The 25,940-nt window shown below is 58.3% G+C and carries 22 protein-coding genes; 13 read left to right on the top strand and 9 right to left on the bottom strand.

Annotated features, from left to right (window positions below):
• The first annotated feature begins 66 nt into the window (after positions 1 to 66).
• The 7 genes from KUF73_RS20600 to KUF73_RS20570 all read left to right on the top strand — a co-directional run bounded on the left by KUF73_RS20600 (position 67) and on the right by KUF73_RS20570 (position 9,295).
• The gene (locus tag KUF73_RS20600; RefSeq protein WP_218439875.1) at positions 67 to 1,068 is read left to right on the top strand and encodes a phosphate ABC transporter substrate-binding protein PstS; all 1,002 of its coding nucleotides are present in this window, start codon (positions 67 to 69) and stop codon (positions 1,066 to 1,068) included.
• Positions 1,069 to 1,583: 515 nt separating this feature from the next.
• A complete protein-coding gene (locus tag KUF73_RS20595) occupies positions 1,584 to 3,617 on the top strand; it encodes an ABC transporter permease subunit (RefSeq protein ID WP_218440011.1) in 2,034 nt (677 codons plus the stop codon).
• Between the two features lie 15 nt (positions 3,618 to 3,632).
• Positions 3,633 to 5,303, top strand: a complete 1,671-nt coding sequence (gene pstA, locus KUF73_RS20590; RefSeq protein ID WP_218439874.1) for a phosphate ABC transporter permease PstA — start codon at positions 3,633 to 3,635, stop codon at positions 5,301 to 5,303.
• Between the two features lie 163 nt (positions 5,304 to 5,466).
• Positions 5,467 to 6,300 (top strand): phosphate ABC transporter ATP-binding protein PstB, encoded by an 834-nt coding sequence (pstB, locus tag KUF73_RS20585; protein WP_007942698.1) that lies wholly within the window; start codon positions 5,467 to 5,469, stop codon positions 6,298 to 6,300.
• Between the two features lie 71 nt (positions 6,301 to 6,371).
• Complete coding sequence (gene phoU, locus KUF73_RS20580) at positions 6,372 to 7,133, top strand: phosphate signaling complex protein PhoU (RefSeq protein ID WP_034149333.1); 762 nt, start codon at positions 6,372 to 6,374, stop codon at positions 7,131 to 7,133.
• A 167-nt stretch (positions 7,134 to 7,300) separates the two neighbouring features.
• Complete coding sequence (locus KUF73_RS20575; RefSeq protein WP_218439873.1) at positions 7,301 to 8,221, top strand: response regulator; 921 nt, start codon at positions 7,301 to 7,303, stop codon at positions 8,219 to 8,221.
• Between the two features lie 177 nt (positions 8,222 to 8,398).
• Complete coding sequence (locus KUF73_RS20570) at positions 8,399 to 9,295, top strand: peptidoglycan DD-metalloendopeptidase family protein (RefSeq protein ID WP_218439872.1); 897 nt, start codon at positions 8,399 to 8,401, stop codon at positions 9,293 to 9,295.
• A gap of 108 nt (positions 9,296 to 9,403) precedes the next feature.
• Here KUF73_RS20570 and KUF73_RS20565 read toward each other — a convergent pair whose 3' ends face one another.
• The 3 genes from KUF73_RS20565 to phoB form a co-directional block, all read right to left on the bottom strand.
• Positions 9,404 to 10,744: a hemolysin family protein gene (locus tag KUF73_RS20565; protein ID WP_218439871.1), complete on the bottom strand. Its 1,341-nt coding sequence runs from the start codon at positions 10,742 to 10,744 to the stop codon at positions 9,404 to 9,406.
• A gap of 123 nt (positions 10,745 to 10,867) precedes the next feature.
• Entirely contained in the window at positions 10,868 to 12,154 is a 1,287-nt protein-coding gene (gene phoR / locus KUF73_RS20560) for a phosphate regulon sensor histidine kinase PhoR (protein WP_256345667.1), read from the bottom strand.
• A 75-nt stretch (positions 12,155 to 12,229) separates the two neighbouring features.
• Positions 12,230 to 12,919, bottom strand: a complete 690-nt coding sequence (phoB, locus tag KUF73_RS20555) for a phosphate regulon transcriptional regulator PhoB (RefSeq protein ID WP_034149326.1) — start codon at positions 12,917 to 12,919, stop codon at positions 12,230 to 12,232.
• 152 nt (positions 12,920 to 13,071) lie between these two features.
• Here phoB and KUF73_RS20550 point away from each other — a divergent pair, with 152 nt between their 5' ends.
• Complete coding sequence (locus KUF73_RS20550; protein ID WP_218439869.1) at positions 13,072 to 13,458, top strand: hypothetical protein; 387 nt, start codon at positions 13,072 to 13,074, stop codon at positions 13,456 to 13,458.
• 103 nt (positions 13,459 to 13,561) lie between these two features.
• On the opposite strand, the gene ubiA is transcribed toward KUF73_RS20550, so the two are convergent.
• Together ubiA and KUF73_RS20540 are read right to left on the bottom strand one after the other, a co-directional pair.
• Complete coding sequence (gene ubiA / locus KUF73_RS20545) at positions 13,562 to 14,452, bottom strand: 4-hydroxybenzoate octaprenyltransferase (protein ID WP_218439868.1); 891 nt, start codon at positions 14,450 to 14,452, stop codon at positions 13,562 to 13,564.
• Complete coding sequence (locus tag KUF73_RS20540; RefSeq protein WP_218439867.1) at positions 14,452 to 15,015, bottom strand: chorismate lyase; 564 nt, start codon at positions 15,013 to 15,015, stop codon at positions 14,452 to 14,454. The genes ubiA and KUF73_RS20540 overlap by 1 nt, the downstream gene beginning before the upstream one ends.
• Before the next feature lie 201 nt (positions 15,016 to 15,216).
• Here KUF73_RS20540 and KUF73_RS20535 point away from each other — a divergent pair, with 201 nt between their 5' ends.
• The 3 genes from KUF73_RS20535 (at position 15,217) to KUF73_RS20525 (ending at position 17,024) form a co-directional block, all read left to right on the top strand.
• Entirely contained in the window at positions 15,217 to 15,384 is a 168-nt protein-coding gene (locus KUF73_RS20535) for a rubredoxin (RefSeq protein ID WP_007954349.1), read from the top strand.
• A gap of 21 nt (positions 15,385 to 15,405) precedes the next feature.
• Positions 15,406 to 16,554 carry an NAD(P)/FAD-dependent oxidoreductase gene (locus KUF73_RS20530; RefSeq protein WP_218439866.1) on the top strand — a complete coding sequence of 383 codons (1,149 nt, stop codon included), beginning with the start codon at positions 15,406 to 15,408 and terminating at the stop codon, positions 16,552 to 16,554.
• Between the two features lie 194 nt (positions 16,555 to 16,748).
• A complete protein-coding gene (locus KUF73_RS20525) occupies positions 16,749 to 17,024 on the top strand; it encodes an HU family DNA-binding protein (protein WP_003195589.1) in 276 nt (91 codons plus the stop codon).
• Positions 17,025 to 17,188: 164 nt separating this feature from the next.
• Here the strand turns inward: KUF73_RS20525 and KUF73_RS20520 are convergent, their stop codons facing one another.
• From KUF73_RS20520 to tssI, 4 genes are all read right to left on the bottom strand, one after another.
• The gene (locus KUF73_RS20520) at positions 17,189 to 17,584 is read right to left on the bottom strand and encodes a DUF6124 family protein (RefSeq protein WP_218439865.1); all 396 of its coding nucleotides are present in this window, start codon (positions 17,582 to 17,584) and stop codon (positions 17,189 to 17,191) included.
• A gap of 573 nt (positions 17,585 to 18,157) precedes the next feature.
• Complete coding sequence (locus tag KUF73_RS20515) at positions 18,158 to 19,240, bottom strand: hypothetical protein (RefSeq protein ID WP_218440012.1); 1,083 nt, start codon at positions 19,238 to 19,240, stop codon at positions 18,158 to 18,160.
• Between the two features lie 13 nt (positions 19,241 to 19,253).
• Positions 19,254 to 19,922: a DUF2931 family protein gene (locus KUF73_RS20510; RefSeq protein ID WP_218439864.1), complete on the bottom strand. Its 669-nt coding sequence runs from the start codon at positions 19,920 to 19,922 to the stop codon at positions 19,254 to 19,256.
• Positions 19,915 to 23,355, bottom strand: coding sequence for a type VI secretion system tip protein TssI/VgrG (tssI, locus tag KUF73_RS20505; RefSeq protein ID WP_218439863.1), 3,441 nt, complete (start codon positions 23,353 to 23,355; stop codon positions 19,915 to 19,917). Before tssI ends, KUF73_RS20510 begins: the two co-directional genes overlap by 8 nt.
• A gap of 483 nt (positions 23,356 to 23,838) precedes the next feature.
• Between tssI and tssA the strand changes: the two genes are divergently transcribed.
• Both tssA and tssB read left to right on the top strand, forming a co-directional pair.
• Complete coding sequence (gene tssA / locus KUF73_RS20500; protein ID WP_218439862.1) at positions 23,839 to 25,401, top strand: type VI secretion system protein TssA; 1,563 nt, start codon at positions 23,839 to 23,841, stop codon at positions 25,399 to 25,401.
• A 26-nt stretch (positions 25,402 to 25,427) separates the two neighbouring features.
• The gene (gene tssB / locus KUF73_RS20495) at positions 25,428 to 25,931 is read left to right on the top strand and encodes a type VI secretion system contractile sheath small subunit (RefSeq protein ID WP_218439861.1); all 504 of its coding nucleotides are present in this window, start codon (positions 25,428 to 25,430) and stop codon (positions 25,929 to 25,931) included.
• Positions 25,932 to 25,940 lie beyond the last annotated feature (9 nt).

Raw genomic sequence — 25,940 nt, 5'->3', positions numbered from 1 at the left:
AGAGTGTTCACACGGCCTGCTGATACTTGGCCCCGAATAACACACCCTATCTGCTAGGAGTAAGGCATGAAACTGAAGCGTTTGATGGCGGCAATGACTTTTGTCGCTGCTGGCGTTGCGACTGCCAACGCGGTTGCCGCTGTTGACCCGTCGATCCCGAGCTACACCAAGACCACTGGTGTGTCGGGCAACCTGTCCAGCGTCGGCTCCGATACCCTGGCCAACCTCATGACCCTGTGGGCTGAGAACTACAAAAAAGAATACCCGAACGTAAACATCCAGATTCAGGCCGCTGGCTCTGCCACTGCTCCACCTGCGCTGACTGAAGGCACCTCTAACCTGGGCCCGATGAGCCGCAAAATGAAGGACACCGAACTGGCTGCCTTCGAGCAGAAGTACGGCTACAAGCCAACCGCAATCCCGGTTGCCGTGGACGCCCTGGCGGTGTTCGTGCACAAAGACAACCCGATCCAGCACCTGACCATGGAACAAGTTGACGCGATCTTCTCGTCCACTCGTCTGTGCGGCGCTAAAACCGAAGTCAAAACCTGGGGTGACCTGGGCGTGACCGGTGACCTGGCCAACAAGCCGGTTCAACTGTTCGGTCGTAACTCGGTATCCGGCACCTACGGCTACTTCAAAGAAGAAGCCCTGTGCAAAGGCGACTACAAGCCAAACGTCAACGAACAACCAGGCTCGGCTTCGGTCGTGCAGTCGATCAGCTCTTCGCTGAACGGCATCGGTTACTCGGGCATCGGCTACAAAACCGCTAGCGTGAAAACCGTTGCCCTGTCCAAGAAAGGCAGCACCGAGTTCATCGAAGACACCGAAGAAAACGCCCTGAACGGCAAGTATCCGCTGTCGCGCTTCCTGTACGTTTACGTCAACAAAGCCCCGAACAAGCCCCTGGCCCCGCTGGAAGCCGAGTTCGTGAAACTGGTTCTGTCCAAACAGGGCCAGGAAGTTGTAGTGAAAGACGGTTACATCCCACTGCCAGCCAAAGTCGCAGCCAAAGCGCTGGCTGACCTGGGTCTGTCGGAAGGCGGCACTGAAGTCGCAAAAAAGTAACACCTTAGGCCCGGGCTAATCCCCGGACCTCTGTAGGAACGTGTAGGAGCTGTGTAGGAGCTGTCGAGTGCAACGAGGCTGCGATCTTTTGATCTTGCCGTTAAAAAGTTCGCAGCCTCGTTGCACTCGACAGCTCCTACACAGCCCCAACACAGCTCCTACATACCCCCCGAATTTTCTATCCACTGCTGGTAATCGCCAGCGGCGGATTTGTCACGTCACTGCACTGTCATCTTTCTGTCATACAGGATCGCTAGGGTGTGCGAATGAATGATCTGGCCAATTCCAACATGACTACTAATCCTCCCAAGCGGATTGACTTCAATACGCCTGAGCTGCAACGCAAGCGGCGCATTCGCGCGCTCAAAGATCGCCTGACCCGCTGGTACGTCCTCGTCGGCGGCCTGGCTGTTCTCGGCGCGATCACGCTGATCTTTTTCTTCCTCGCCTACGTCGTCGCGCCCCTGTTCCAGGGTGCCAGCCTGACTGCCAAGGACGCCATCACGCCCGCCTGGATGCAAGACGCCGGCAAGCCGTTGATGATTTCCCTGGAAGAGCAGAATCAGGTGGCCATGCGGGTTTCCGACAAAGGCCAGGCGTTGTTCTTTGATATCGACAGTGGCGCCGAACTCAAGCGCGTCGATCTGCCCGTGCCGGCCGGCACCAGCGTAACGTCCATCGGCGAAGACCAGCCAGGCCATCCGCTGGTGGCAGTGGGCTTGTCCAACGGCCAGGCCTTGGTGTTCCGTCACACCTATAAAGTCAGCTACCCGGATGGCAAGAAGACCATCACGCCAGCTATTGAATACCCGTACGGCGAAACGCCAATCGCGGTCAACGAAGCCGGCGGTGCGCTGGAGCATGTCAGCCTCAACGCCACCGATTCGACCCTGATTCTGGTGGGCGCAACCGGTTCGCAACTGAATGTTTTGTCGCTGACCAGCGAAGAAAACATGATGACCGGTGAAGTCACCAACGAGCAGAAACGTATCGAGCTGCCACAGATGAACGAGCCGGTGAAGAACATCTTCGTCGACCCGCGTCAGCAGTGGTTGTACGTGATTAACGGGCGTGCCCAGGCCGACGTGTTCAGCCTGCGCGACAAGAGCCTCAACGGTCGTTACAAACTGCTTGAAGACGGCGAAGCCCAAGTCACCGCCAGCACCCAACTGGTGGGCGGCATCTCGCTGATCATCGGCGACTCCAAAGGTGGCCTGGCCCAGTGGTTCATGGCGCGCGACCCGGATGGCGAGCAACGCCTGAAGCAGATCCGAACCTTCCAGATGGGCACCACGCCTATCGTTGAAATCACCGCCGAAGAGCGCCGCAAGGGTTTTGTTGCCCTCGACGCTTCCGGCAAACTAGGTGTGTTCCACAGCACCGCGCACCGCACGTTGCTGGTGGATCAGGTCGCCGAAGGCCAAGGCATTTTCGGTCTGTCGCCACGGGCCAACCGCTTGATCGTGGAAGCCGGCGGCAAATTGCATCCGCTGCTGCTCGACAACCCGCACCCGGAAGTGTCGTGGAGCGCGTTGTGGAGCAAGGTCTGGTACGAGAACTACGACGAGCCTAAATACGTCTGGCAATCGACCGCCGCCAACACCGACTTCGAACCCAAGCTGAGCCTGTCGCCGCTGACCTTCGGTACCCTGAAAGCCGCGTTCTACGCCATGTTGCTGGCCGCGCCGCTGGCCGTCGCTGCGGCGATCTACACCGCGTACTTCATGGCTCCGGGCATGCGCCGCAAGGTCAAGCCAGTGATCGAGTTGATGGAAGCGATGCCGACGGTGATCCTCGGTTTCTTTGCCGGTCTGTTCCTCGCGCCTTATGTGGAAGGGCACTTGCCGGGCATCTTCAGCCTGCTGATGCTTTTGCCGGTCGGCATTCTGGTCGCCGGTTTCACCTTCAGTCGCCTGCCTGAGTCGATCCGCCTGAAAGTGCCGGACGGCTGGGAAAGCGCGATCCTGATTCCCGTGATTCTGTTCGTGGGCTGGCTGTCGCTGTACATGAGCCCGTTCATGGAGAACTGGTTCTTCGGCGGCGACATGCGCATGTGGATCTCCCACGACCTGGGCATCACCTACGATCAGCGCAACGCCCTGGTGGTCGGTCTGGCCATGGGCTTCGCGGTGATCCCGAACATCTACTCCATCGCCGAAGACGCCGTGTTCAGCGTGCCGCGTGGCCTGACCCTCGGTTCCCTGGCCCTCGGTGCCACGCCCTGGCAGACCATGACTCGCGTGGTGATCCTCACCGCCAGCCCGGGCATTTTCTCGGCACTGATGATCGGCATGGGCCGTGCGGTCGGTGAAACGATGATCGTGCTGATGGCCACCGGTAACACCCCGGTCATGGAAATGAACCTGTTCGAAGGCCTGCGTACCCTGGCCGCCAACGTCGCGGTGGAAATGCCCGAATCGGAAGTCGGCGGCAGCCACTACCGCGTGCTGTTCCTCTCGGCGCTGGTGCTGCTGTTGTTCACCTTCGTCATGAACACCCTCGCAGAACTGATTCGTCAGCGTCTGCGCAAGAAATACTCGTCGCTTTAAGAAAGGTAGAAGTCTGTGAAACAGAACTCCCTGAATGGATGGTTCAAGAGCGGCGCCCCCGGCGTCTGGATCAGCGGTGGCGCGGTGTCCATCGCGGTCATCATGACCATTGGCTTGCTGGCAGTGATTGCCGTGCGCGGCCTGGGTCACTTCTGGCCGGCGGATCTGGTGCACGCCAATTACGACGTGCCGGGCCAAGCCAACCACCTGGTCATCGGTGAAGTGGTACAGAAGGAAGAAGTGCCGCGTGCGCGACTGAAGAGCGCTGGCTTGCCGGTGCCGGATGAAGGCCCGGAATTCATGACCCGCGAGCTGATCAAGGTCGGCAATCGTGACTTGAACGGCAACGACTTCACCTGGATCGTCGGCGAGTGGCTGACCAACCAGACCACGCCACCTGAATTGATGGCCATCGAGCGTCGCGAGTGGGGCAACTTCTACGGCTACCTGGTCAACGTCAAACAGGATGGCAAGGTTATCGCTGAAGGCGAGGCCGCATGGCCTGAGCTGCAAGCGCGCGTAGACCGCGTCAACAAGCTCGCGGCGCAACTCAAGAGCCTTGAAAAAACCGACATCGGCGCAATCAACGCCGGTCTTGAGCGTATCCGCCTGCACAGTCGCAAGCTGGAGCTGGAAGGCAAGCTCGACGCCACCGCTCAAGCGGACATGGAGTCCGAGCGTGCTGAGCTCAATGCCCGTTATCAGGACATCGAAGCACGTCTGAGCGATCTGCATGCGCAATTCAACCGCGACAGCCTGACGGCCCGCGATGCCAACGGCAAAGAAATCGAAATCGGTATCGGCAAAGTGGTTCACGCCTATCAGCCGAACGCCATGAGCACCCTGACCAAGGTCGGTTTCTACTTCGGCAAGGTCTGGGAATTCCTCAGCGACGACCCGCGTGAAGCGAACACCGAAGGCGGGATTTTCCCGGCGATCTTCGGCACCGTGATGATGACCCTGATCATGGCGATGATCGTGACCCCGTTCGGCGTACTGGCGGCGGTGTACCTGCGTGAATACGCCAAGCAGAACGCCCTGACCCGAATCATCCGCATCGCAGTGAACAACCTGGCAGGCGTTCCGGCCATCGTTTACGGCGTGTTCGGCCTGGGCTTCTTTGTCTATGTGCTGGGCGGCTCGCTCGACCGGCTGTTCTTCCCTGAAGCCTTGCCGGCACCGACCTTCGGTACGCCGGGCCTGCTCTGGGCCTCGCTGACGCTGGCGCTGCTGGCAGTGCCGGTGGTGATCGTGGCCACCGAAGAAGGCCTGGCGCGGATTCCTCGCACAGTGCGTGAAGGCTCGTTGGCCCTCGGTGCGACCAAGGCGGAAACGCTGTGGAAAATCGTACTGCCGATGGCCAGCCCGGCGATGATGACCGGCATGATCCTCGCCGTGGCTCGCGCCGCCGGTGAAGTGGCGCCGCTGATGCTGGTAGGTGTAGTGAAACTGGCGCCGTCGCTGCCGGTGGATGGCAACTACCCGTACCTGCACCTGGACCAGAAGATCATGCACCTGGGCTTCCACATTTATGACGTCGGCTTCCAGAGCCCGAACGTCGAAGCCGCACGGCCGCTGGTGTACGCCACGGCGCTGCTGCTGGTACTGGTGATCGCGACGTTGAACCTGTCGGCAGTGTGGATTCGTAACCACCTGCGCGAGAAATACAAAGCGCTGGATAGCTGATTACCCCTGTAGGAGCGAGCTTGCTCGCGAAAATGGTACATCCGACACATTTGCTGTGCCTGACCTACCATCGCGAGCAAGCTCGCTCCTACAGAAAAATTGCGTAACCGCAGGCGCATCCTGCGGCTCACTGAACCGAATTTGTTAGCACAGGGAGCCTCCCATGCAGCACGAAACACATACCCACGGCATCAACATGTCGGCCCTGGGTCGCGACAAACAGAGCCTGAGCCTCGAGCAGGAAACCGTGGCCATCGAAGTGCCGGGCCTGAGCCTGTTCTACGGCGACAAACAAGCGCTGTACGACGTCAGCATGAACATTCCGAAACAGCGTGTGACGGCCTTCATCGGCCCGTCCGGCTGCGGCAAGTCCACGCTGCTGCGTACCTTCAACCGCATGAACGATCTGGTTGATGGCTGCCGCGTTGAAGGCGCGATCAACCTGTACGGCAACAACATCTATCGCAAGGGCGAAGACGTGGCCGAACTGCGTCGTCGCGTCGGCATGGTGTTCCAGAAGCCGAACCCGTTCCCGAAAACCATCTACGAGAACGTGGTCTACGGCCTGCGCATCCAGGGCATCAACAAGAAACGCATCCTCGACGAAGCCGTTGAGTGGGCGTTGAAAGGCGCGGCGCTGTGGGACGAAGTCAAAGACCGTCTGCATGAGTCGGCACTGGGCCTGTCCGGTGGTCAGCAGCAACGTCTGGTGATCGCGCGCACCATCGCCGTGGAACCGGAAGTGCTGCTGCTCGACGAACCATGCTCGGCACTCGACCCGATCTCGACGCTGAAAGTCGAAGAGCTGATCTACGAACTGAAATCCAAATTCACCATCGTCATCGTCACCCACAACATGCAGCAGGCCGCGCGGGTTTCCGACTACACGGCGTTCATGTACATGGGCAAACTGGTGGAATTCGGCGACACCGACACCCTGTTCACCAATCCGGCGAAGAAGCAGACCGAAGACTACATCACCGGTCGTTACGGCTAGGAAGCTGTGGTTGCTCACTGAACTGACGCTGCGGTCCACCGCACCTTACCGGACGCTCCAAGGACGCCAACATGATTAGTAAAGAAGGCCTCACCCACCACATTTCCGCACAATTCAACGCCGAGCTGGAGGAAGTGCGCAGCCACCTCCTGGCCATGGGCGGACTGGTGGAAAAGCAGGTCAACGACGCAGTCACCGCGCTGATCGAGGCCGATTCCGGCCTGGCCCAGCAGGTTCGCGAGATCGACGACCAGATCAACCAGATGGAACGCAACATCGACGAAGAGTGCCTGCGCATTCTGGCCCGTCGTCAGCCGGCGGCGTCCGACTTGCGTCTGATCATCAGCATTTCCAAATCGGTGATCGACCTGGAGCGCATCGGTGACGAAGCGACCAAGATCGCCCGCCGCGCCATCCAGTTGTGCGAAGAAGGCGAAGCGCCGCGCGGTTACGTCGAGGTTCGCCACATTGGCGACCAGGTGCGCAACATGGTTCGCGATGCACTGGACGCCTTCGCACGTTTCGACGCCGACCTGGCGTTGTCGGTGGCGCAGTACGACAAGATCATTGACCGCGAGTACAAGACCGCCCTGCGTGAGCTGGCGACCTACATGATGGAAGACCCGCGCTCTATCTCGCGGGTCTTGAGCATTATCTGGGTGCTGCGTTCGCTGGAGCGTATCGGCGACCATGCGCGCAACATCTCGGAACTGGTGATTTACCTGGTGCGCGGCACCGACGTGCGTCACCTGGGCCTCAAGCGCATGAAGGAAGAAGTTGAGGGAACCAGCGGCGAAAGCGCTAATGTTCCGGGCAAATCTGACGATAAGTAAGATTGCCCAAGTAAAGCGCCCGGCCTTTTGGCCGGGCGTTTTTGTTTGCGGCTTACGAAGTCGATTGCAGCACCCGCGAACGAAAAGTCCCGGCGTGACTGAAGGTTTTTGGCAATGTGCCATCAGCAAAGCGGTATGCTTGCCGGGATTTTTTAAAGGGGTTATGGATGAGTAAGGTCAGTGTGTTGGTCGTGGACGATGCCTCGTTCATTCGTGACCTGGTTAAGAAGTGCCTGCGTAACTATTTCCCGAACATCCGGATCGAAGACGCAGTCAACGGCAAAAAAGCTCAAGCGTTGCTGGCGCGGGAAGCGTTCGACCTGGTGCTGTGCGACTGGGAAATGCCGGAAATGTCCGGCCTCGAACTGCTGACCTGGTGCCGCGAGCAGGACAACCTCAAAACCATGCCTTTCGTCATGGTGACCAGCCGTGGCGACAAAGAGAACGTCGTCCAGGCGATTCAGGCCGGGGTGTCCGGCTACGTCAGCAAACCGTTCACCAACGAGCAACTGATCACCAAGGTCAAGCAGGCGCTGCACAAGGTCGGCAAACTCGACACCGTGATGAGTGCTGCTGCGACCAAAACGGGCTCGGCGTTCGGCAACGATTCCCTGAATGCATTGACCGGCGGCAAGGCTGCCGTGGTCGCGCCAACGGCCCCGGCCCCGGCCGCTGCGGCACCGGCACCGTCCCGTGGATTGCTCAACAGCCCACCGGTCAAGGCACCGGTGGCGGCCGCGACTGCCGGCGGCGGGCGGGGCCAGGGTCAACTGCGCCTGCCGAACGGTATCCAGCAATGCGTGATCAAGGCGTTGAGCCTCAAGGAAGCGCTGTTGGTGGTGAAGCGCTCTGAAACCCTGCCGCAAGTGCTCGACAGCGCCGTGCTCGACCTGGAGCAGGGCGACAACGCCGAAACCGCTCGTCTGAATGGGTACCTGCACGCCATCGTCGCCCACGAGCCGAAGCCTGACAGTGACTGGCTGCAACTGACCTTCCGCTTCGTCGACCAGGACGCGCAAAAGCTCGACTACATCTCGCGCCTGATTGCCCGTGGCACGGCGCAGAAGCACTTCATTCCGGGCGCGTAAGCGGTGTCGCTTCCAAAGATCGCAGCCTTCGGCAGCTCCTACAGGTGATCGCTTTCCTCTGTAGGAGCTGCCGAAGGCTGCGATCTTTTGACTTTGTTTTTGAAACATCTGTAGACCACACAGGTCAATTCTGACTGCTAGGCTCACTCCAAGCCTTACTCGAACAGAATCCTGCCCATGCTCGCGCGCCTGCTGTTTCTTTGTGGTCTGTTCATGGCCGCCACTCCGGCTCTGGCCATGACGATCTACAAGTCCACCGACGCCAATGGCGTGGTCTCCTACAGCGACCGCCCCACCAAAGGCTCCAAGGTGTTCACTTTTCGCGATCGCATGGTCGAGCACCTTGAGCGTCAGGTGTACCTGGTCATCATGAAAAAGGATGGCGTGGACAGCGTGTACGTGCGCAATGACCTGTATGCACCGGTAGAAATTGAATTGAGTTTCACGGGCCTGAAGAATGTCAGCGGCGCGCCGAGTCGACCGATTCGCCGGGTCATGCCGCTGCGCAGCAGCATCCGCCTGGCGCAACTCACGCCGGCTCAGGCCGGAAAGCCGCTCGCTTACCTCCCCAACTTCACATACTCCCTGGGTGACCCTGCAGGAGCCACCATGGCCTATCGATACCCGTTGCCCTGGCGTGGCGGGCCGTTTCGGGTGAGTCAGGGCGCCAATGGCCAATACAGCCACTTTGGGCCGAAGAACCGCTACGCCATCGACATCGCCATGCCCGAAGGCACGCCGATCATCGCCGCGCGCGGCGGGGTCGTAGTGAAAACCGAAAACGGGCAGGCTGGACGTGGTTCCGATGCCTCGGGCAATTTCGTGCGGGTGCTGCACGATGACGGGACCATGGGCGTGTACCTGCACCTGAAGAAAGGCTCGGTTTGCGTTCGTGAGGGGCAACGGGTGGCGGTAGGCAGTGCGCTGGCGCTGTCGGGCAATACCGGCAACAGCAGCGGGCCGCACCTGCATTTCGTGGTGCAGCGCAATACCGGAATGGGGTTGGTATCGATTCCGTACCAGTTCAATCAACCGGTGGGCGCGTTACCCAACTTTGTGTTGGGCAAGCAGTAAAAGCAAAAGATCGCAGCCTTCGGCAGCTCCTACAGGTGTACACATAACCCTGTAGGAGCTGCCGAAGGCTGCGATCTTTTGGGATCAATGCGGTTTACCGCATTGCAATCAATCGAGCATCAACACCTTGGCCAGAATAATCTTCGGCCCTTTCATCTTCTTGATGATGATGCGCAGGCCTTCGACTTCCAGCACTTCTTCTTCTTCCGGCACGCGCTTGAGGCTTTCGTAGACCAGCCCGGCAAGGGTTTCGGCTTCGACGTGGTCCAGATCGATCCCCAGCAGCCGTTCGACCTTGAACAGCGGCGTATCGCCCCGTACCAGCAGTTTGCCCGGCTGGTACGCGAGGATGCCGCGTTCGGCCTTGCGGTGTTCGTCCTGGATGTCGCCAACCAGCACTTCCAGCACGTCTTCCATGGTCAGGTAGCCGATGATGTTGCCGTCGGCCTCTTCGACCACGGCGAAGTGCGAGCCACCCTTGCGGAACTGCTCCAGCAACTGCGACAGCGGCATGTGCCGCGACACGCGCTCCAGCGGGCGGGTCAGTTCAGCCAGGTTGAACGACTCCGGAATGTGGTCCAGGGCCGCCAGTTCCAGCAGCAGATCCTTGATGTGCAGCAGACCGACGAACTCTTGGCGATCGCTGTCGTACACCGGATAACGGCTGAACTTGTGGCGACGGAACATCGCCAGGATTTCCTTGAGCGGTGCGTTGAACTCCAGCGTCACCAGGTCTTCACGGGAGTTGGCCCAGTCGACCACTTCCAGTTCGCCCATTTCCACGGCCGAGGCCAATACGCGCATGCCTTGGTCGCTTGGGTCCTGGCCACGGCTGGAGTGCAGGATCAGCTTCAGTTCTTCGCGGCTGTAATGGTGCTCGTGATGCGGGCCGGGTTCACCCTGACCGGCGATGCGCAGGATGGTGTTGGCGCTGGCATTGAGCAGGTAAATGGCCGGGTACATGGCCCAGTAGAACAGGTACAGCGGCACGGCGGTCCACAGCGACAGCAGCTCGGGTTTGCGGATGGCCCAGGATTTGGGTGCCAGTTCGCCGACCACGATGTGCAGGTACGAGATGACAAAGAACGCGGCGAAGAACGACACACCTTTGATCACCTCGGCCGACTGCACGCCGACGGCTTCGAGCATTGGTTCCAGAATGTGCGCGAACGCCGGTTCGCCGACCCAGCCGAGGCCCAGGGAGGCGAGGGTGATACCCAATTGGCACGCCGACAGGTAAGCATCGAGCTGACTGTGTACGGTGCGCAGGATGTGCCCGCGCCAGCCGTTTTTGTCCGCGATGGCTTCGACCCGTGTCGAGCGCAGCTTGACCATGGCAAATTCCGCCGCAACGAAAAAGCCGTTGAGCAGAACCAGGATCAGAGCAAAAAGAATCATGCCGAAGTCGGCGAATATTGTGGCGAGGGTCAAACCAGGGGAAGGGTCCATGATGGAGTTTTGCGGGTTCCGTGTATTCAAAAGGGAAGGAAAATGTGCGCCTGAAGTGCAGGCACAAGTCAGCCAATGTAGCGGCTGACTCGGCGATTGCCTAGTGGCGCGTGCTGGCCGGTATCACTCAGCCGTATTGATAACCCGGGATTGGCTGACCTGGGCCGGGGCAAAATGGCAGGTAAAAGTACTGCCATGGCCCGGTACGCTGCTGATTTCCATCCGCGCTCTGTGGCGTAGCAACACGTGTTTGACGATCGCCAGCCCCAGCCCGGTGCCGCCCGTGTTGGAATTGCGGCTGGAGTCGACGCGATAGAAGCGTTCGGTCAGGCGCGGCAGGTGTTTGCTGTCGATGCCGATCCCGGAATCCTGCACGCTCAGGTGCGCGCCTTGCTCATCACCCCACCAGCGAATGCGGATGTTGCCTTCGGCCTGCGTGTACTTCACCGCGTTGAACACCAGATTGGAGAAGGCACTGCGCAGTTCGGCTTCGCTGCCTTTGAGCAGAATCGTCGGATCGGCGTCCAGAGTAATGCGCTGGTTTTTCTGGGCGGAGAGCTGCTGGGCGTCGCTTTTGATCGATTGCAGCAAGCCGTCGATGGCTACAGGCTGGTTGTCCGACGGGTAATCGGTGGCTTCCAGTTTGGCCAGCAGCAGCAAGTCGTTGAGCAGCGTCTGCATGCGCCCGCCTTGTTGCTGCATTTGCTGCAGGGCGCGGGTCCAGCGTGGGTTCACGTCTTCGACGTTGTCGAGCAGGGTTTCCAGATAGCCGCAGATCACCGTCAGTGGCGTGCGCAGCTCATGCGAAACGTTGGCGATGAAGTCTTTGCGCATCTGTTCGAGCTGATGGATACGCGTCACGTCGCGCACCAGCATCAAGTGCTCATTGTTGCCGTAGCGGGTGATGTACAGCTGAATGCGCAGCCGGTCGTTGGTCGGCGAAGGAATTTCCAGCGGCTCGGCGTAGCTGTCCTGCTCGAAGTATTCCTTGAAGCGCGGGTGGCGCACCAGGTTGGTCACCGGCTGGCCGCTGTCCTGCGGAGTCTTGAGGCCCAACAGGGTTTCGGCGGCGCGGTTCCACCATTCCAGGTTGCCGTCGCTGTCGAGCATCACGACTGCGTCTTTCAGCGCGGCGGTCGACTCCTGAACCCGGTCGATCACCGCTTGCAGGCGCCCGCGCACGCGCTGATCGCGACGTTGCAGGTGGTAGATGCTGTCGAACACTTCGCCCCACAGGCCATAGCCATCGGGCGGTGCTTCATCGGGTTTGTGCAGGCGCAGCCATTCGTGCAGGCGCAGCAGTTGCTTGAGGGTCCAGGCGAGGTAAAGGCCCAGGCCCGCGGCGAGGCTCCAGCCGTAGTAGCCGGTGATCAAACCGATCACCAGGCAGGCGGTGACCAGCAGCAGCATGTGGCGAATCAGGGTGCCATGCCAGTTTTGGTTCACGGAGAATTTGCGTCCTTGTCATCGAGTCTGGCGGTCGGCTCAGGCCTTTGTGGAAAACCGGTAGCCGGTTCCGCGCACGGTTTGTACCAGGTTTTCGTAGGCATCGCCGAGGGCTTTGCGCAGGCGGCGGATGTGCACATCGACGGTGCGCTCCTCGACATACACGTTGCCGCCCCAAACCTGATCCAGCAACTGGCCGCGAGTGTAGGCGCGTTCCTGGTGGGTCATGAAAAATTGCAGCAGACGGTATTCGGTCGGGCCCATTTCAGCTGGCTTGCCGTCGATGGTCACACGGTGGCCGATCGGGTCCAGCAGCAGGCCGCCAACTTCAATCGGTGCCTCGCCATCGGTAGGCCCGGCGCGGCGCAGCACGGCTTTGAGGCGTGCGACCAGCTCACGGGGAGAAAACGGTTTGGTGATGTAATCATCGGCACCGACTTCCAGGCCCTGAATCTTGTTGTCTTCTTCACCCTTGGCGGTGAGCATGATGATCGGAATATCCCCGGTCAGCTCATCGCGCTTGAGGCGGCGGGCCAACTCGATGCCGGAGGTGCCGGGCAGCATCCAGTCGAGCAGGATCAGGTCCGGTTTGCGGTCGACGATAATGGCGTGGGCCTGCTGGGAGTTCTCCGCCTCCAGGCAGTCATAGCCGGCCATTTCCAACGCAACGGCGATCATTTCGCGAATGGGCGCTTCGTCGTCGACGATCAGAATGCTCCTGCCAACCATGCCTTAATCCTCTTGTCATTTAACTGTCTTGCGCCGCATTAGATAACGGAATTATTGCAGTCGTGTGACAGTATTTTAGTCGACCGGCGATTGTCATGAACCTGGGCTAAGCTCTAAGTCCGAATCCTGACAACCACAAAAGGAAGGTTTCCATGTCACAAAACTCGTTCTCCTTCAAAACCCTGTTGGTGGCCGCAGCCCTGATTTTGCCGACGATGGCCTTCGCTGCCGAGCCAGCGATGATGAAGGGCGGCATGATGGTCGATCACAAAGGCATGACCGTTTATACGTTCGACAAGGACGCTGGCGGCAAGTCAATGTGCAACGGTGACTGCGCCAAAAACTGGCCACCGATGATGGCTCCGGCGGGTGCCAAGGCTGAAGGCAAGTGGACCGTTATCAAGCGTGATGACGGCATGATGCAATACGCTTACGACGGTAAACCGCTGTACACCTTTATGAAGGACGAAAAACCCGGAGAAATGAAGGGTGACGGCATGAAGGACGTATGGCACGTGGTCCACGAATCGCAGAAGTAACTGTTACGCCTTAAACCGCAAAAAGATCGCAGCCTTCGGCAGTTCCTACAGGGGTACACCGACCCATGTAGGAGCTGCCGAAGGCTGCGATCTTTTCAATTCTTCAACGCAACGCGTAATCCAGCACAATCCCGACAAAAATCGCCAACCCGGCCCAGTGGTTGTGCAAAAACGCCTTGAAACAGCGCATCCGGTCCTTGCCACGGGTGTACCAGAACTCCCACGCAAAACAGCCCGCCGCCGCCGCCAACCCCAGGTGGAACCAGCCGCCGAGCTCGAATTTCGACCCGGCCAACAGCAGACAAACCAGCGCCAACACTTGCAGGGTCAGGATGATTATCCGGTCCGCATCGCCAAACAGAATGGCCGTGGACTTCACGCCGATCTTCAAATCGTCGTCGCGATCAGTCATCGCGTAATACGTGTCATAACCCACCGTCCACATCAGGTTGGCGATGTACAACAGCCACGCGGCCGCCGGCAATTCACCGGTTTCGGCGGTGAACGCCATCGGCATCCCCCAGGAAAACGCCGCGCCCAGCACCACTTGCGGGTAATAGGTGTAACGCTTCATGAAGGGGTAACTGAACGCCAGCGCCAGGCCACCGAGTGACAGCCAGATGGTGGTCGCGTTGGTGCACAGCACCAGCAGAAAACTCACGCCCATCAGCAGCGCAAAAAACACCAAGGCTTCTTTGGAACTGATCTTGCCGCTGACCAGTGGCCGCTGTTCGGTGCGTTTCACATGGCCGTCGACCTTGCGGTCCGCCCAGTCATTGATGACGCAGCCGCCCGCACGGGTCAGCACCACCCCCAACACGAAAATCACGATATTGGCCAGGGACGGCGAGCCTTTGCCGGCGATCCACAGTGCCCACAGCGTCGGCCACAGCAGCAGATAAATGCCGATCGGCTTGTCCATGCGCGTCAGCTGAATGAAGTCCCAGGCCCGTGGATTCAAGCGGTTCAGGGACTTGAGCAGGCTCTGATACATCAGCAATTCTCCGGATGGGCGCGTGCGGCGCTCCACAGGGTCGGCAGGAAAATTTCGGCCACCAGCACGCTCAATCTGCCACGGTCGAAGCGCGAGCGACGACCCCACAGTTCAGGTGCGCGTACCTCGGCGGGCAGCCATTGCTCAGGGTAGTGACAAACCTCGATGGCCCGGCGCTGGAACGCATGGTCGCAAAACAGCAATTCGCCCAGCGAGCGGCTGCCCAATTCATCCATGTGCAAGCCGTCGCCCTGCAAGGCACTGCGTGAGGCAACGCTGCGAGCAAACACCCACGCCTGGCCGTGACCGCGCAAATACACCTCGCGCACCCAGCCTTCGCTGCCTTCGGCCAGGTCCAGTGCAGCGCATTCGTCGGCGCGCAGGATCTGCCAGCCTTCGAACAACGGCGTAACACTGAAACCGTCATTCGACAAACGGGTCAGGCGTCGCGTCAGCGAGCCTTCATCGAACAACCAGTCGAGGGTAGACGTGTCGGGGCGGGGCGTCAGTTGGCTTTGGGGGAGCCAGAACGGGGCCGGGCAAGGGGAGTTTGTGTGTTGCACAATGAGTCATTATTGGCAGCAAAGGAGGCGGCGAGCTTACCATGTCGGCTCATAATTTTGAGTGATATGGCCGGCCGTTGCGCCGAACAGGCTTGCATCTGCCCGGCCCCATCAGTACAAAACGGCCTGAGCCGAACGGCAGCGCGTTATCCCATCGACTGTTTGCGCCAGTAAAAGCCTGAACCCTGAGGAAGTACCTGAATGAAAAAGTGGCAATGTGTGGTCTGCGGCCTGATCTACAACGAAGCCGACGGCTGGCCGGATGATGGCATTGCACCGGGCACCCTGTGGCAAGACGTGCCGGAAGACTGGCTGTGCCCGGATTGCGGCGTCGGCAAAATGGATTTCGAAATGATCGAAATCAACTAAGACATTTAAGAGGAGTAAGGAATGAACGCACCTGTCGTCATCGTGGGTACCGGCCTGGCTGGCTACAACCTGGCTCGCGAGTTTCGCAAACTCGATAGCGAAACCCCGCTGCTGCTGATTACCGCCGATGACGGGCGTTCCTACTCCAAGCCGATGCTCTCCACCGGTTTCGGCAAAAACAAGGACGCCGACGGCCTGAGCATGGCCGAACCCGGCGCCATGGCCGAGCAACTGAAGGCCGAAGTGCGCACCCACACGCGCATCAGCGGCATCGATCCGGGCCACAAGCGCCTGTGGATTGGCGAAGAAGCCGTGACCTACCGCGACCTGATCCTGGCCTGGGGCGCCGAAACCGTACGCGTGCCCATCGAAGGCGACGCGGCCGATTGCGTATTCCCGATCAACGACCTGGAAGACTACGCGCGGTTTCGTGCGGCAGCGGCCGGCAAGCGTCGGGTGTTGCTGCTCGGTGCCGGCCTGATTGGTTGTGAGTTCGCCAACGACCTAACGTCGGGCGGCTTTGAGGTGCAACTGGTCGCGCCGTGTGAACAAGTCATGCCGACCTTGCTGCACCCGGCAGCCGCCGCTGCTGTGCAGGCTGGCCTGGAAAGCCTCGGCGCACGCTTCCACCTCGGGCCGGTGCTCAATCGCCTGCAACGCGTGGCTGATGGCCTGGAAGCGCACTTGTCCGATGGCCAGGTCGTCCCGTGCGACGTGGTGGTCTCCGCCATTGGCCTACGCCCACGCATCGACCTCGCCGCCGCAGCTGGCGTGCAAGTCAATCGCGGCGTGGTGGTCAACCGTCACCTGCAAACCTCCCACGCCAACATCTACGCCTTGGGCGACTGTGCCGAGGTCGATGGGCTGAATCTGTTGTACGTGATGCCCCTGATGAGCTGTGCGAGAGCACTGGCCCAAACCCTTGCCGGCAACCCGACGGCTGTCACCTACGGCCCGATGCCCATCACCGTCAAAACCCCGGTGTGCCCATTGGTGGTGTCCCCGCCACCACGGGGTTCGGAAGGCGTATGGACAGTTGAAGGGCAGGGCGGCGACATCAAGGTTTTATGCCGCGATGCCTCAGGCAAATTGCTCGGTTATGCCCTGACAGGCACGGCCGTGATGGAAAAACTGGCCCTGAACAAAGAGCTTCCGGCGCTGCTGGCGTAAATACCGGTCGTTCTGTCGGAATCACCCCCATTTTGCCCTGACAAAGGCCGCGCCGAGACTGGCGCGGCTCTTCGCTGCGTGCCATCCTCACTCCCGTCTGCCGCAGAGTAGAGCACCTGCGGCGCTTTTGGCGCTGCTCCGCAGAGAGCAGCACGGACATAACAACAACAAACCGTCAAAGGGGCTTCACTAACATGCGTAAACCAGACCTCGCCGCAGCCATTGCTGAGAAAGCAGACCTCACCAAAGAGCAGGCCAACCGCGTACTCAACGCCGTACTCGAAGAAATCACCGGCGCCCTGCACCGCAAAGACAGCGTGACGCTGGTGGGTTTCGGCACCTTCCTGCAACGCCATCGCGGTGCCCGCACCGGCAAAAACCCGCAAACCGGTGAGCCCGTCAAAATCAAGGCGAGCAACACCGTCGCCTTCAAGCCAGGCAAATCGTTGAAAGACAGCGTCAATCCTTAATCCGTCTTCACATCCTGCCTAGCGGGGAAGCGGAGTTAAAAAATGGGCACACCAACCAGGTTGGGTGCCCATTTTTTTGTGCCTGAAATACCGCCCCTGTAGGAGCACGGCTTGCCGGCGATGGCGTCATCGAGAGCGCTATCGTCAGCAAGCCGGCTCCAGCTTTAGCCGACGCGGCTTTGTTGCTTGGCAATGACCACCGCCATTTCAGGCTCATCCAGATGATCCAGCGCTTGCTCCACCAACAAATGCACCCCGTCGGCCATGCGACTGATCGCCCAGGCTACGGAGCGGCGTGAGCCGTCCACATCGTCGGCGAGGTCGGCAGCGATGGCGCTGATGGACAGCAGGTCTTCCGAGGCGTTGGCCAGGAGTGCTTCAGTGTTGATGTTTGGGCAGACGCTGAAGAGTTGGCCTTTGCGTTTTGGTGGTTTCTTTTCGGCTGGCGGGAAGTGATGGTCGAGGGCGCGCTCGGCGGCTTCGTTGAGCTTCGTCGAATCGAGAGATTCGTAGGGTGATGCTGGATCTGTTTCCGGGGGATTTGGCGTTACTTTGAACATTGGCTCTATCCTCATATGAGTGAGGCCACATCCCGTTCGCGACTAAACGTAAGGGTGGCGGCTGTGCACAGGTTAGTCGACCGATGAGCCAAGAAATCGGCGCGCCGAAGCGCCCTGCGCACAGCCACCATCAAGTGCAGGCATGGAGGCCTGATTGATAGAGACATTGTGCGTCTTGGCATCGACGGGCGACTAAACCCGACCACTGATGGGCAGCGGTAGGAAGACGATAGAGGCCTCGTCCAAAGCGCACAAGCCGGCGGATTCTGGCGTAACCGTAGGCAATGGCACAAGGTTTTGTAGCTTTCATGAAGTAACTCTTGGGGCATTTAAACAAGCACTGTCGGGCGGCGTTTAATCGACAAAAAAACGGGTGCCAACAGCAATGCTGATCACCTAAGTGAACGCTACCCCCGTAGGAGCGAGCTTGCTCGCGATGGACGTAAACGATCACGCGTGTTTGCTGGATAAACACGTTGCCCTCAGGTCCATCGCGAGCAAGCTCGCTCCTACAAATTTCCTTAACTAACTGGCATTAGTCCTGTGCGTGCCGACAGCGAAGCGTACGGATTGTTAACGGCGACGAAAGCACGCCTTGCCAGAGCCAAAATCCGCCGCCAGGCAATTGGGTTCAATCGCCAATTGAAGGTCGTCGAACAAGACGCCCAGATTGTTTTCATTTTCGTTGGCCACTAGGTCCCAGCCAAAATATAGCCACCGATCCGAAGGCACGACGGCAAACCACTGTATGGCTGTGGTAGAGCCCTGCGGGCGCATGCCGATATTTTGTAAGGTTCGAGTAGTGTCGAAGGGAAGGGTCAACAGGGTTTGGCTGGAGTCGGCCCACACGGTTTGTTGTGTAGAACCATCCTTAAACTGCCAGTACAAATCGATCGGCTTGATGTTGGGCGGGATGACATCGTAGGACAACCACAGCGGGTAGTTGTTTTTCAGGCGTTCTGTTGCGTCAGGGTTGTTTCGCAGGAATCTCTGCGCTGCGAAAAGGTTCATTTCCTCAGATATTTCAAATGATATGGGCTGGTTCTTCGGTTTACTCCACCCAATGATTAACGAACGAGTGGTGGGTAAAACGTCATACCACGACGTTGGCCCTGAATGCTCGCTGGTCCCGAAACCAATTTTTTTTAGAGCTCTCTGCGGATCGTAGGGTAGCCAAAACTTTCCCGGCGTTGCCGAACTCAAGAGCACCTGGCTTGAGGGGCCATGAGTGAACTCAAAATACGCATAAACAGGTTTAAAGTCCGAGCTCATGGGCGGACGGCTGTACGTCATTTGCACGACATAGTTGTCTCGTACGGGCTCAAAGAATTTGTCGTGCGGTAAATCTGCTTCGAAATCTTCAATATTGCGATGGCCACGAGGAGAAAATTGCATTTCCTTTGGAGGCCGAGAGGCGGGGTCAGTCGTAAGCGTTACGGTGTTCGTCTCGGCATGCCAAGTCCCTTTGGCATTACCGCCGGCGCTTCCATAAGCGATCCCGCCGGCAAAAGCACCGTCCTTGCGCAGCAGCAACTCCGCTCCCATTTCCATTGCGCCGTGCAAGTAATAATGCCCGTCCAGTGGGTCGGACTCTGCGGCGGCGTAAGAGGTTGGCAACCCCATAGCGGTTGCGAAAAACAACGTTTTTAACTCCATGTACTGACTCTCCTTACCAGCTTCCAAATGGGATGCCGAATTTTTCTATGTAGGCCTTTGAGACTTCGGACAACGAACGATGCTTGCCACTGGATTTACCTTCATAGGGGCCAATCGGATTGATCGATCCTACTACCCGCGTAATTTCAACCGACTTCAGACAGGGACCGCCGAGCCAGACTTTGGCGATGCCCCCAGGCGCTAGACCAATACCGATATCATGGCGGTAATCGGTGATCCACTTGCCGTCAGCTTTGCAAAAGGCCCTTTCCGGTTTACGCATGACTTCCCGTGCTGACGCGGGGATGACGATGTAGGCCTCATAGGTTTGCGGTTCGGCCAGCGATTGCCAGCGGACGTAGATCAACCTCGGTAAATCGGCACCAGTGACGTCGCGGCCGGCACCTCTACCGGGACTTATTGGCCAACCTGCGGGCTGCCCCTTGTTGTCGCTGGGCGTGAACACCGATGCGATCCCGGAGCCGGCTCGACGAAAGACGCGCTCCCTGATATCCACAACGTCCGCCGTTTCAATCCACACTTCCATGTAGTCCGGAGCTCCGAAGCCCAATGACCAGGTTTCGTCGTAGCTTGATTGCGCGAAGCTTTGTGCGCTGGTGAGGAACACCATCCCAAAAAACAGCCCTGCACTTTTTTTGATAAGGCAGGCGACGTTACTCATTGGGATGCACCACCCGTTGGTTTTTTTCGGCAGGCCGATTGATGAAAACGACGCTCATGTCACTACTGTTCAGGTCTTTTACTGCGTTCCAGTGAGCGGATAGGTGGATATAGCGCCTACGTAGCAACACTGTCTCTTCACTCGTCAGCCCATCGACGGATGATTCGCCCAATGCGTATTTCAGGAGTTTTTTGTAGATGGACTCCAATTCATCAGGCAAGGACAGTTTTGGGTCGTTGTCATCAATGACTTCAAACGGAACATCATGTCTGACCGCCAGCTCTCGCATGATGCGCAAATACACCAACGAGAGTTCGCCGTGTACGAGCCGCTCAATGGCAGCCGCCGCAAAAACCTTTTTCTGTGGCTCGGAGTCGGACTTACCCTTGTCGAGCGATTGGGAGACGGGTCTTTCCCAGAGCGTCACTCTCAATTCTTTGCCGTCACCATCGAATCCGATCACGCCTCTGCGGTACAACGCGAGCACTTCCTTTTCGGCGGTAAGAAAGGCCGTAGTTCGGGTCGCTTCCAGGTTGGGCCTGACTTGGCTTGTGACGGGTCTGCCCAGCAGGAGCTTTTCCTTAGCTCGCGGCAAGTAGCCGCCGCCCAGGTCTGAGTGCGCGCCGGGCAAGAGTAGATCGTGGCTGCCCAGGCTGTTGAGTGCGAAGTTTTCACGGATTTCGTCACGGGCAACCAGGTGCACTACCTTATTGGCACATCCGTCGGGCAGTTTGAGATTGATGCCAGTGTTTCTGCTGTTGGCCCCGGTGAAATCGAGCAGGACGGGGTTGGCTATCGATGCAACAGTATCGAATAATCCAATAAAGTTAATGCTGACTTCGGATTTGAGGCGCCAGTAAAAACCGCGTGACAGGACTGAAGAGCCGGCTGGCAAAGCTTTAGCCAAAACGCCGTGACGGCCCTTGAGCACCTCATTGGCAAAGTGTCGTGCTGCTGCCGCACCCCGGCTGAAACCGAAAATATCGAACTCTATTTTTTCGATGATTACTTCAGGGTTTTCCTCTCGGAACAGCCGTATTTGCTTCAGTATTGCTGCCGGGCTCTGTTTAACACGCGCCGCTACACCTGTTTTTCCCAGCCCTGTCAGCTGTGAAGGCAATGAATCCTCATCATTGCTGATAGTACCAACGCCTTCGATGTAGACGCGTAAAGAGGCTTTTTTCTCGGTTTCAGGCATAGGCTTATGTGAGTGATCAGCGTAAAGATCGTAAAGCCTCACAATATTGCTCACATCATTCCCATAACTATTGTCCGGCGAACTCCCATCACCGTCGTACCCATAAGCCGCGCAATGCCTCTGAATTTCCTCAGCCGCTTCAGCCAGATTGGCATCCGGCGCATAACACGCCGCTACAGTTTCGCTGTTGGCTTTGTTGTTCCCCGTGCCATCAAAGAAAACGCCGATCCGCAGCGTAATCCCCTGCATCTCGACTTCTTCCTCCTCTTCCTCCAGCTCCCCCGATTCGTCCCCTTCCTTTGGCGCGGGCGCGGCGGATGCCAGCAGCCCAGCCAACGCCCCTGGCAGTAGCGCATGTGCGGCCATCCCCGCCACGGGTGATCCGCCCAACTCGATCTCGCTACTGCTGAATATCCCGTCAGCGTTGATCACAATATGCTGGCCGCCGACCTTCAAGCTGATGCTCTCGCCCCCCTCCAGCACAAGGTGTGTACCCGCTTTGATATGCAGCTGCTTGCCAGCCTCGACCAGCAGCGCTTCGCCTATCCGGTTGTGGCTGCTTCCGGCAACCTGCAGATAATCGCTGGCCTTGAGTCGGACTTTGCGGTCCGCCGTGACGGTGCGATGTTCTTCGGCCTCCAATACCGTGAGGCTATTGCCCTTGATGGTTTCCTGGCGATCGTTGCCCACTTCCAGACGGCTGTCGTGCCCGATTTTCTGCTCCATATCCCGCTGGGCTCGCAGGTAGATCAACTCTAGCCCGGCGCGGTCTTCGAGCGACAATTCGTTGTATCCGCCGTTGTGCGGTGAACTGTGGCTGCGCAGTACGGTTTTGGTTTTGTGTTCGGGCAAAGGGTAGGGCGCCGGTGTGAGCTTGTTCATCACGTAACCGGTGATCATTGGAGAGTCCGGATTGCCTTCCAGATAGGTGACGACAACCTCCATGCCGATACGCGGGATGACCATTGCGCCGTAACCTTGGCCCGCCCAGCCGGTGGAAACCCGTAGCCAGCAACTGCTGTGTTCGTTGTTGCGTTCGGCCCGGTCCCAGTGGAACTCGACTTTGACGCGACCATATTCATCGCAATAGATCTCTTCGCTGGCCGGGCCGGTGACGCGGGCGGTCTGGCAGACCAATGGCGTTCTTTGCTCATGCCGTGGCGGCCGAAAAAATACGTCCCAGGGAATCGCCCTGAAGCTGTTGCGATAACCCTGGGGAAAACCGCCCTCGGATTCGATAGCGCCGGGGATTGACTCCTCCAGAACCTGGGGCTGTTTGCCGCAGTGGGTAACGCTGAGCAAGAGCCAGAGGTCGTTGTAGGTTTTACGTCGGTGTTGCGTCAGGCTGAAGAAGTGGCCGCTGCGCAGCGTCGGTTGGTCGCTTTTGCCTTCGACCAATTGGTAGTCGGTACGGTGCCGCTCCAACGCCTGCCGGGCGAGTTGGTTGCCGTGCTTTTCGCTCTCGCTGAACAGCGGAAAACCATAGTCTTCCAGCGCTGCGCTGAGCCCGACGGTAAAGCGACTTTCCAGCTGTCGGCTCGGACGTTTCAGGTCGTAATGTCGGTGCGTGGTACTGCTGGTGCGAGTGCTGAAACGCTTGGAGAACTGGCTGACGACCGGATGCTCCGCCGCCATGTCGGCGTCTTCTCGATAAGGGGTTTCACCCACTTTAGGGAAGAAGGTCTGGTCGTCAGTGAACACCAACAGATGCCCTTCACGGGAATGCTGGTGATGCCACGCGATACCGTCCTCGGCGCACAGGCGCTGGACGAACTCAAAATCATTTTCGTCGTACTGGGTGCAGTAATCGCGCTTGGCGCCGGTTCTTACGTGGAAGGTATAAGCGTCTGCCTGGATGCAATGCCGCTTGAGTACCTGAGCGATGATTTGCGGCACCGTCAGGTCCTGAAAAATCCGGTGATCGCGGCTGAACTGCAAGTAGTGGAGCGCGGGCACCAGGTTCACGCTGTATCGGCTCAGGCGCTTTCCAACTTCATAAGCGCACACATTTTCCAACTGAATATGCAGACCTTCGCCGTTAAGGCCGAACTGGAGAAAGGCTGGCTGGCCAAGCAGGCTCTCCAGATCAACATCGGTGTACTCGCTGACCAGATCCACTTTAATTGAGTAAAGAGAACTGATGGTTTCACTGCCTTCAAAGGCCAGCACTTTGAAATCGTTTTGAACTGATGGGATCGCGAGTGTGAAATAGGCTGCATTGGCCGGGGCGAACATACGCTTATCCTTTTGCTTTTCATTAGCTCGTCCTTGAGCTGGAAGTGACAACGTCACCCGGCAAGTCATGTCGGGTTTGAATCTGCGCCGATTGCCGAAGCACGCTAACAAGGCCCTGGAAGGATTTATGTAAGAAAGTTCTTTTGTTTTGGTCAGGAGCTTCCTGTATTTCAGAATGTTGCCTTGGACGCCAATAAGACGGGCCTCAAGTGTGTTGCGTGGATTTCAAACGCTGTGATTTCGATAGTTAATTGCTTGTAAGGCACGTCAATAAGACGGCCGATGAAATTGCATTCCGGTAATTTTTCTTACTGATAAGTGCAACTAATACTACAGAGCTCTAACTTGCTCGTTTCATCTGCTTGCATTTTCAGAAGCGTCCTACATTTTTCATTTCTTATTTTTGTCATGCTCTGCGCCACCTCGGATATGGGGGTTGACGTCATTGAAACTTCAATTGACGAATGACAAAAAAGGCTATGGATGTCTTACTCAAGCAAGCTTTCCGCTCATTACCTTGAACTCGCTAAAGTCTCTGTTTCCAAAGGGAGTTTCGCGGGCGAGGACGTTCGTTTTTCGAATGAATATGAAGCGCTGGAACGCGAGCTGGGCAAAGCCCAATCCATGCATGAAAGCAGTCAGATCGACTGGCAGAAAGTTCGCGAAAACTGCGAAAGCCTTCTGCGTACGCAGTCGAAGGATCTACGGGTTGGCGCTTGGCTGACATGGGCCTTGTATCAGTGCGAATCGTTCCAGGGGTTGTTGGCCGGCCTCGGATTGCTGCATCACCTGTGCGACAGCCACTGGACTGATGTTTACCCGAGCAAACCCCGTACCCGCGCCGCCGCGTTCAGCTGGTTGGTGCAGCGTCTGGAGCAAGTGCTGAACGAAAACGTTGCGATCAAGGAGCAACTGCCATTGTTCCGTTGTTTGACGGAGCATCTGGACGGTCTTGAAGTCATTTGCAGCGAGCGACTGGGTGACGATGCGCCTTTGTTATTGCCGATTTCCCGGCGCTTGAAAAACATGGTGCAACGCACGACTGAACATCAGCCGACACCCACTTTGGTGGAGTCGGCGGTGGCTCAAGTCAAACAAGTTGCCACGCAGTTGTTCAACCCGAGTGCGCCCATCGACAACGAAAAAGATGCCCATAAAGCGTTGCGTGCCCAGCAGGACAGTGCGCGGCCCTTGTGTGCGTGGTGGCTAAAGCAAAAGGCCACCGATCTGCGCGCCCTGCGCTTGAATCGCACGTTGCTCTGGCTATCTGTCGATACCTTGCCCGAGCGTAACGCCGAGCAGATCACAGCATTACGCGGGCTGCCCGCGGACAAACTCAAACGCTGTCGGGAGCGTTTCGATCAGGCTCAGTACGCCGACCTGGTCGTTGAGCTCGAAGCCAGTCTGGCCAAGGCGCCATTCTGGTTCGATGGTCAGCGCATGATCTGGGAGTGCCTTGAGGGCCTGAATGCGGAAATGGCCATGCGTGAGGTGGCAATCCATTTCGCATTGTTGATTCAGCGCCTGCCCGGCGTTACCGAACTGCGTTTCCACGATGGCGCGCCTTTCGCCGACCCGGTCACCCGCGCATGGATAGATGTTCACGTCATGCCGCATCTGCAAAGCCCCAGCGCACCCCGCCCGATGGAAACCCTTGAGGCCCAGCCGCTGTGGGAGCGAGCGCTGGAGGACGTCCAGCCGATCTTGCGCAAGGACGGCCTCAAGGCTGCCGTGCAAATTCTCAAGCAGGGTCTGCAAAGCGCCCATGGTGCACGCGCGCGTTTTTTCTGGCAGTTCGCCTTGGCGCGGTTGTGTTTCATGGCCAGGAAATTCGAACTGGCCAAGACCCAGCTCGAAACCCTCGACCAGACATTACATGACGCAGGTCTGCACACCTGGGAGCCGGACCTCGCGTTGCAAGTGCTGCAATTGCTGCATAGCTGCTGCGAGTTGCTGCCGCAGAACCACGCGGTACGTGAACGCAAGGAAGAAATTTATCGCAGGTTGTGCCACCTCGACCTCGAAGTTGTACTCGACCAGGCCTAAAGGCCGTAACCGCAAGGAGAAAAGCCATGGCCAAAGAAGGCTCGGTAGCCCCCAAGGAACGCATCAACGTCACTTTCAAGCCTGCCACCGGTGGGGCCCAGGAAGAGATTGAGCTGCCGTTGAAACTGCTGGCAATCGGTGACTACACCCACCGCATGGACGAACGCAAAGTTGAAGATCGCAAGCCAATCAGCATCGATAAGCTGACCTTTGACGAAGTGCTGGCCAAGCAAGAACTGCAGCTGACCTTGAGCGTGCCGAACCGGCTTCAAGAGGCCAGCGGTGCTGAAGAACTGGCAGTGAAGTTGTGCATCGACTCGATGAAAGACTTCAACCCGGCCAGCCTGGTCGAGCAAGTGCCTGAACTGAAAAAACTGATGGAGCTGCGTAACGCACTGGTAGCCCTCAAAGGGCCGCTTGGCAATACGCCTGCATTCCGCAAGGCCATCGAAGGCGTGCTTGCCGACGATGAGTCCCGCAATCGTGTCCTGAGTGAGCTGGGCCTGAACGCCTCGGCCCAGCCAGCCTGAGTCTCCCAT

This window comes from Pseudomonas sp. PD9R (assembly GCF_019200975.1).
GTDB lineage: Bacteria > Pseudomonadota > Gammaproteobacteria > Pseudomonadales > Pseudomonadaceae > Aquipseudomonas.
Note: the sequence above shows the minus strand (reverse complement) of the source record. Positions and strands in the feature narration are given on the sequence as shown.

Bases quoted from the DNA above. Each gene is read 5' to 3' on its own strand.
- KUF73_RS20600 (WP_218439875.1), top strand. From the start codon at position 67: ATGAAACTGAAGCGTTTGATGGCGGCAATGACTTTTGTCGCTGCTGGC.
- KUF73_RS20595 (WP_218440011.1), top strand. From the start codon at position 1,584: ATGCAAGACGCCGGCAAGCCGTTGATGATTTCCCTGGAAGAGCAGAAT.
- pstB (WP_007942698.1), top strand. From the start codon at position 5,467: ATGCAGCACGAAACACATACCCACGGCATCAACATGTCGGCCCTGGGT.
- phoU (WP_034149333.1), top strand. From the start codon at position 6,372: ATGATTAGTAAAGAAGGCCTCACCCACCACATTTCCGCACAATTCAAC.
- KUF73_RS20575 (WP_218439873.1), top strand. From the start codon at position 7,301: ATGAGTAAGGTCAGTGTGTTGGTCGTGGACGATGCCTCGTTCATTCGT.
- KUF73_RS20570 (WP_218439872.1), top strand. From the start codon at position 8,399: ATGCTCGCGCGCCTGCTGTTTCTTTGTGGTCTGTTCATGGCCGCCACT.
- KUF73_RS20565 (WP_218439871.1), bottom strand. From the start codon at position 10,744: ATGGACCCTTCCCCTGGTTTGACCCTCGCCACAATATTCGCCGACTTC.
- phoR (WP_256345667.1), bottom strand. From the start codon at position 12,154: ATGCTGCTGCTGGTCACCGCCTGCCTGGTGATCGGTTTGATCACCGGC.
- phoB (WP_034149326.1), bottom strand. From the start codon at position 12,919: ATGGTTGGCAGGAGCATTCTGATCGTCGACGACGAAGCGCCCATTCGC.
- KUF73_RS20550 (WP_218439869.1), top strand. From the start codon at position 13,072: ATGTCACAAAACTCGTTCTCCTTCAAAACCCTGTTGGTGGCCGCAGCC.
- ubiA (WP_218439868.1), bottom strand. From the start codon at position 14,452: ATGTATCAGAGCCTGCTCAAGTCCCTGAACCGCTTGAATCCACGGGCC.
- KUF73_RS20535 (WP_007954349.1), top strand. From the start codon at position 15,217: ATGAAAAAGTGGCAATGTGTGGTCTGCGGCCTGATCTACAACGAAGCC.
- KUF73_RS20530 (WP_218439866.1), top strand. From the start codon at position 15,406: ATGAACGCACCTGTCGTCATCGTGGGTACCGGCCTGGCTGGCTACAAC.
- KUF73_RS20525 (WP_003195589.1), top strand. From the start codon at position 16,749: ATGCGTAAACCAGACCTCGCCGCAGCCATTGCTGAGAAAGCAGACCTC.
- KUF73_RS20520 (WP_218439865.1), bottom strand. From the start codon at position 17,584: ATGTTCAAAGTAACGCCAAATCCCCCGGAAACAGATCCAGCATCACCC.
- KUF73_RS20515 (WP_218440012.1), bottom strand. From the start codon at position 19,240: ATGGAGTTAAAAACGTTGTTTTTCGCAACCGCTATGGGGTTGCCAACC.
- KUF73_RS20510 (WP_218439864.1), bottom strand. From the start codon at position 19,922: ATGAGTAACGTCGCCTGCCTTATCAAAAAAAGTGCAGGGCTGTTTTTT.
- tssI (WP_218439863.1), bottom strand. From the start codon at position 23,355: ATGTTCGCCCCGGCCAATGCAGCCTATTTCACACTCGCGATCCCATCA.
- tssA (WP_218439862.1), top strand. From the start codon at position 23,839: ATGTCTTACTCAAGCAAGCTTTCCGCTCATTACCTTGAACTCGCTAAA.
- tssB (WP_218439861.1), top strand. From the start codon at position 25,428: ATGGCCAAAGAAGGCTCGGTAGCCCCCAAGGAACGCATCAACGTCACT.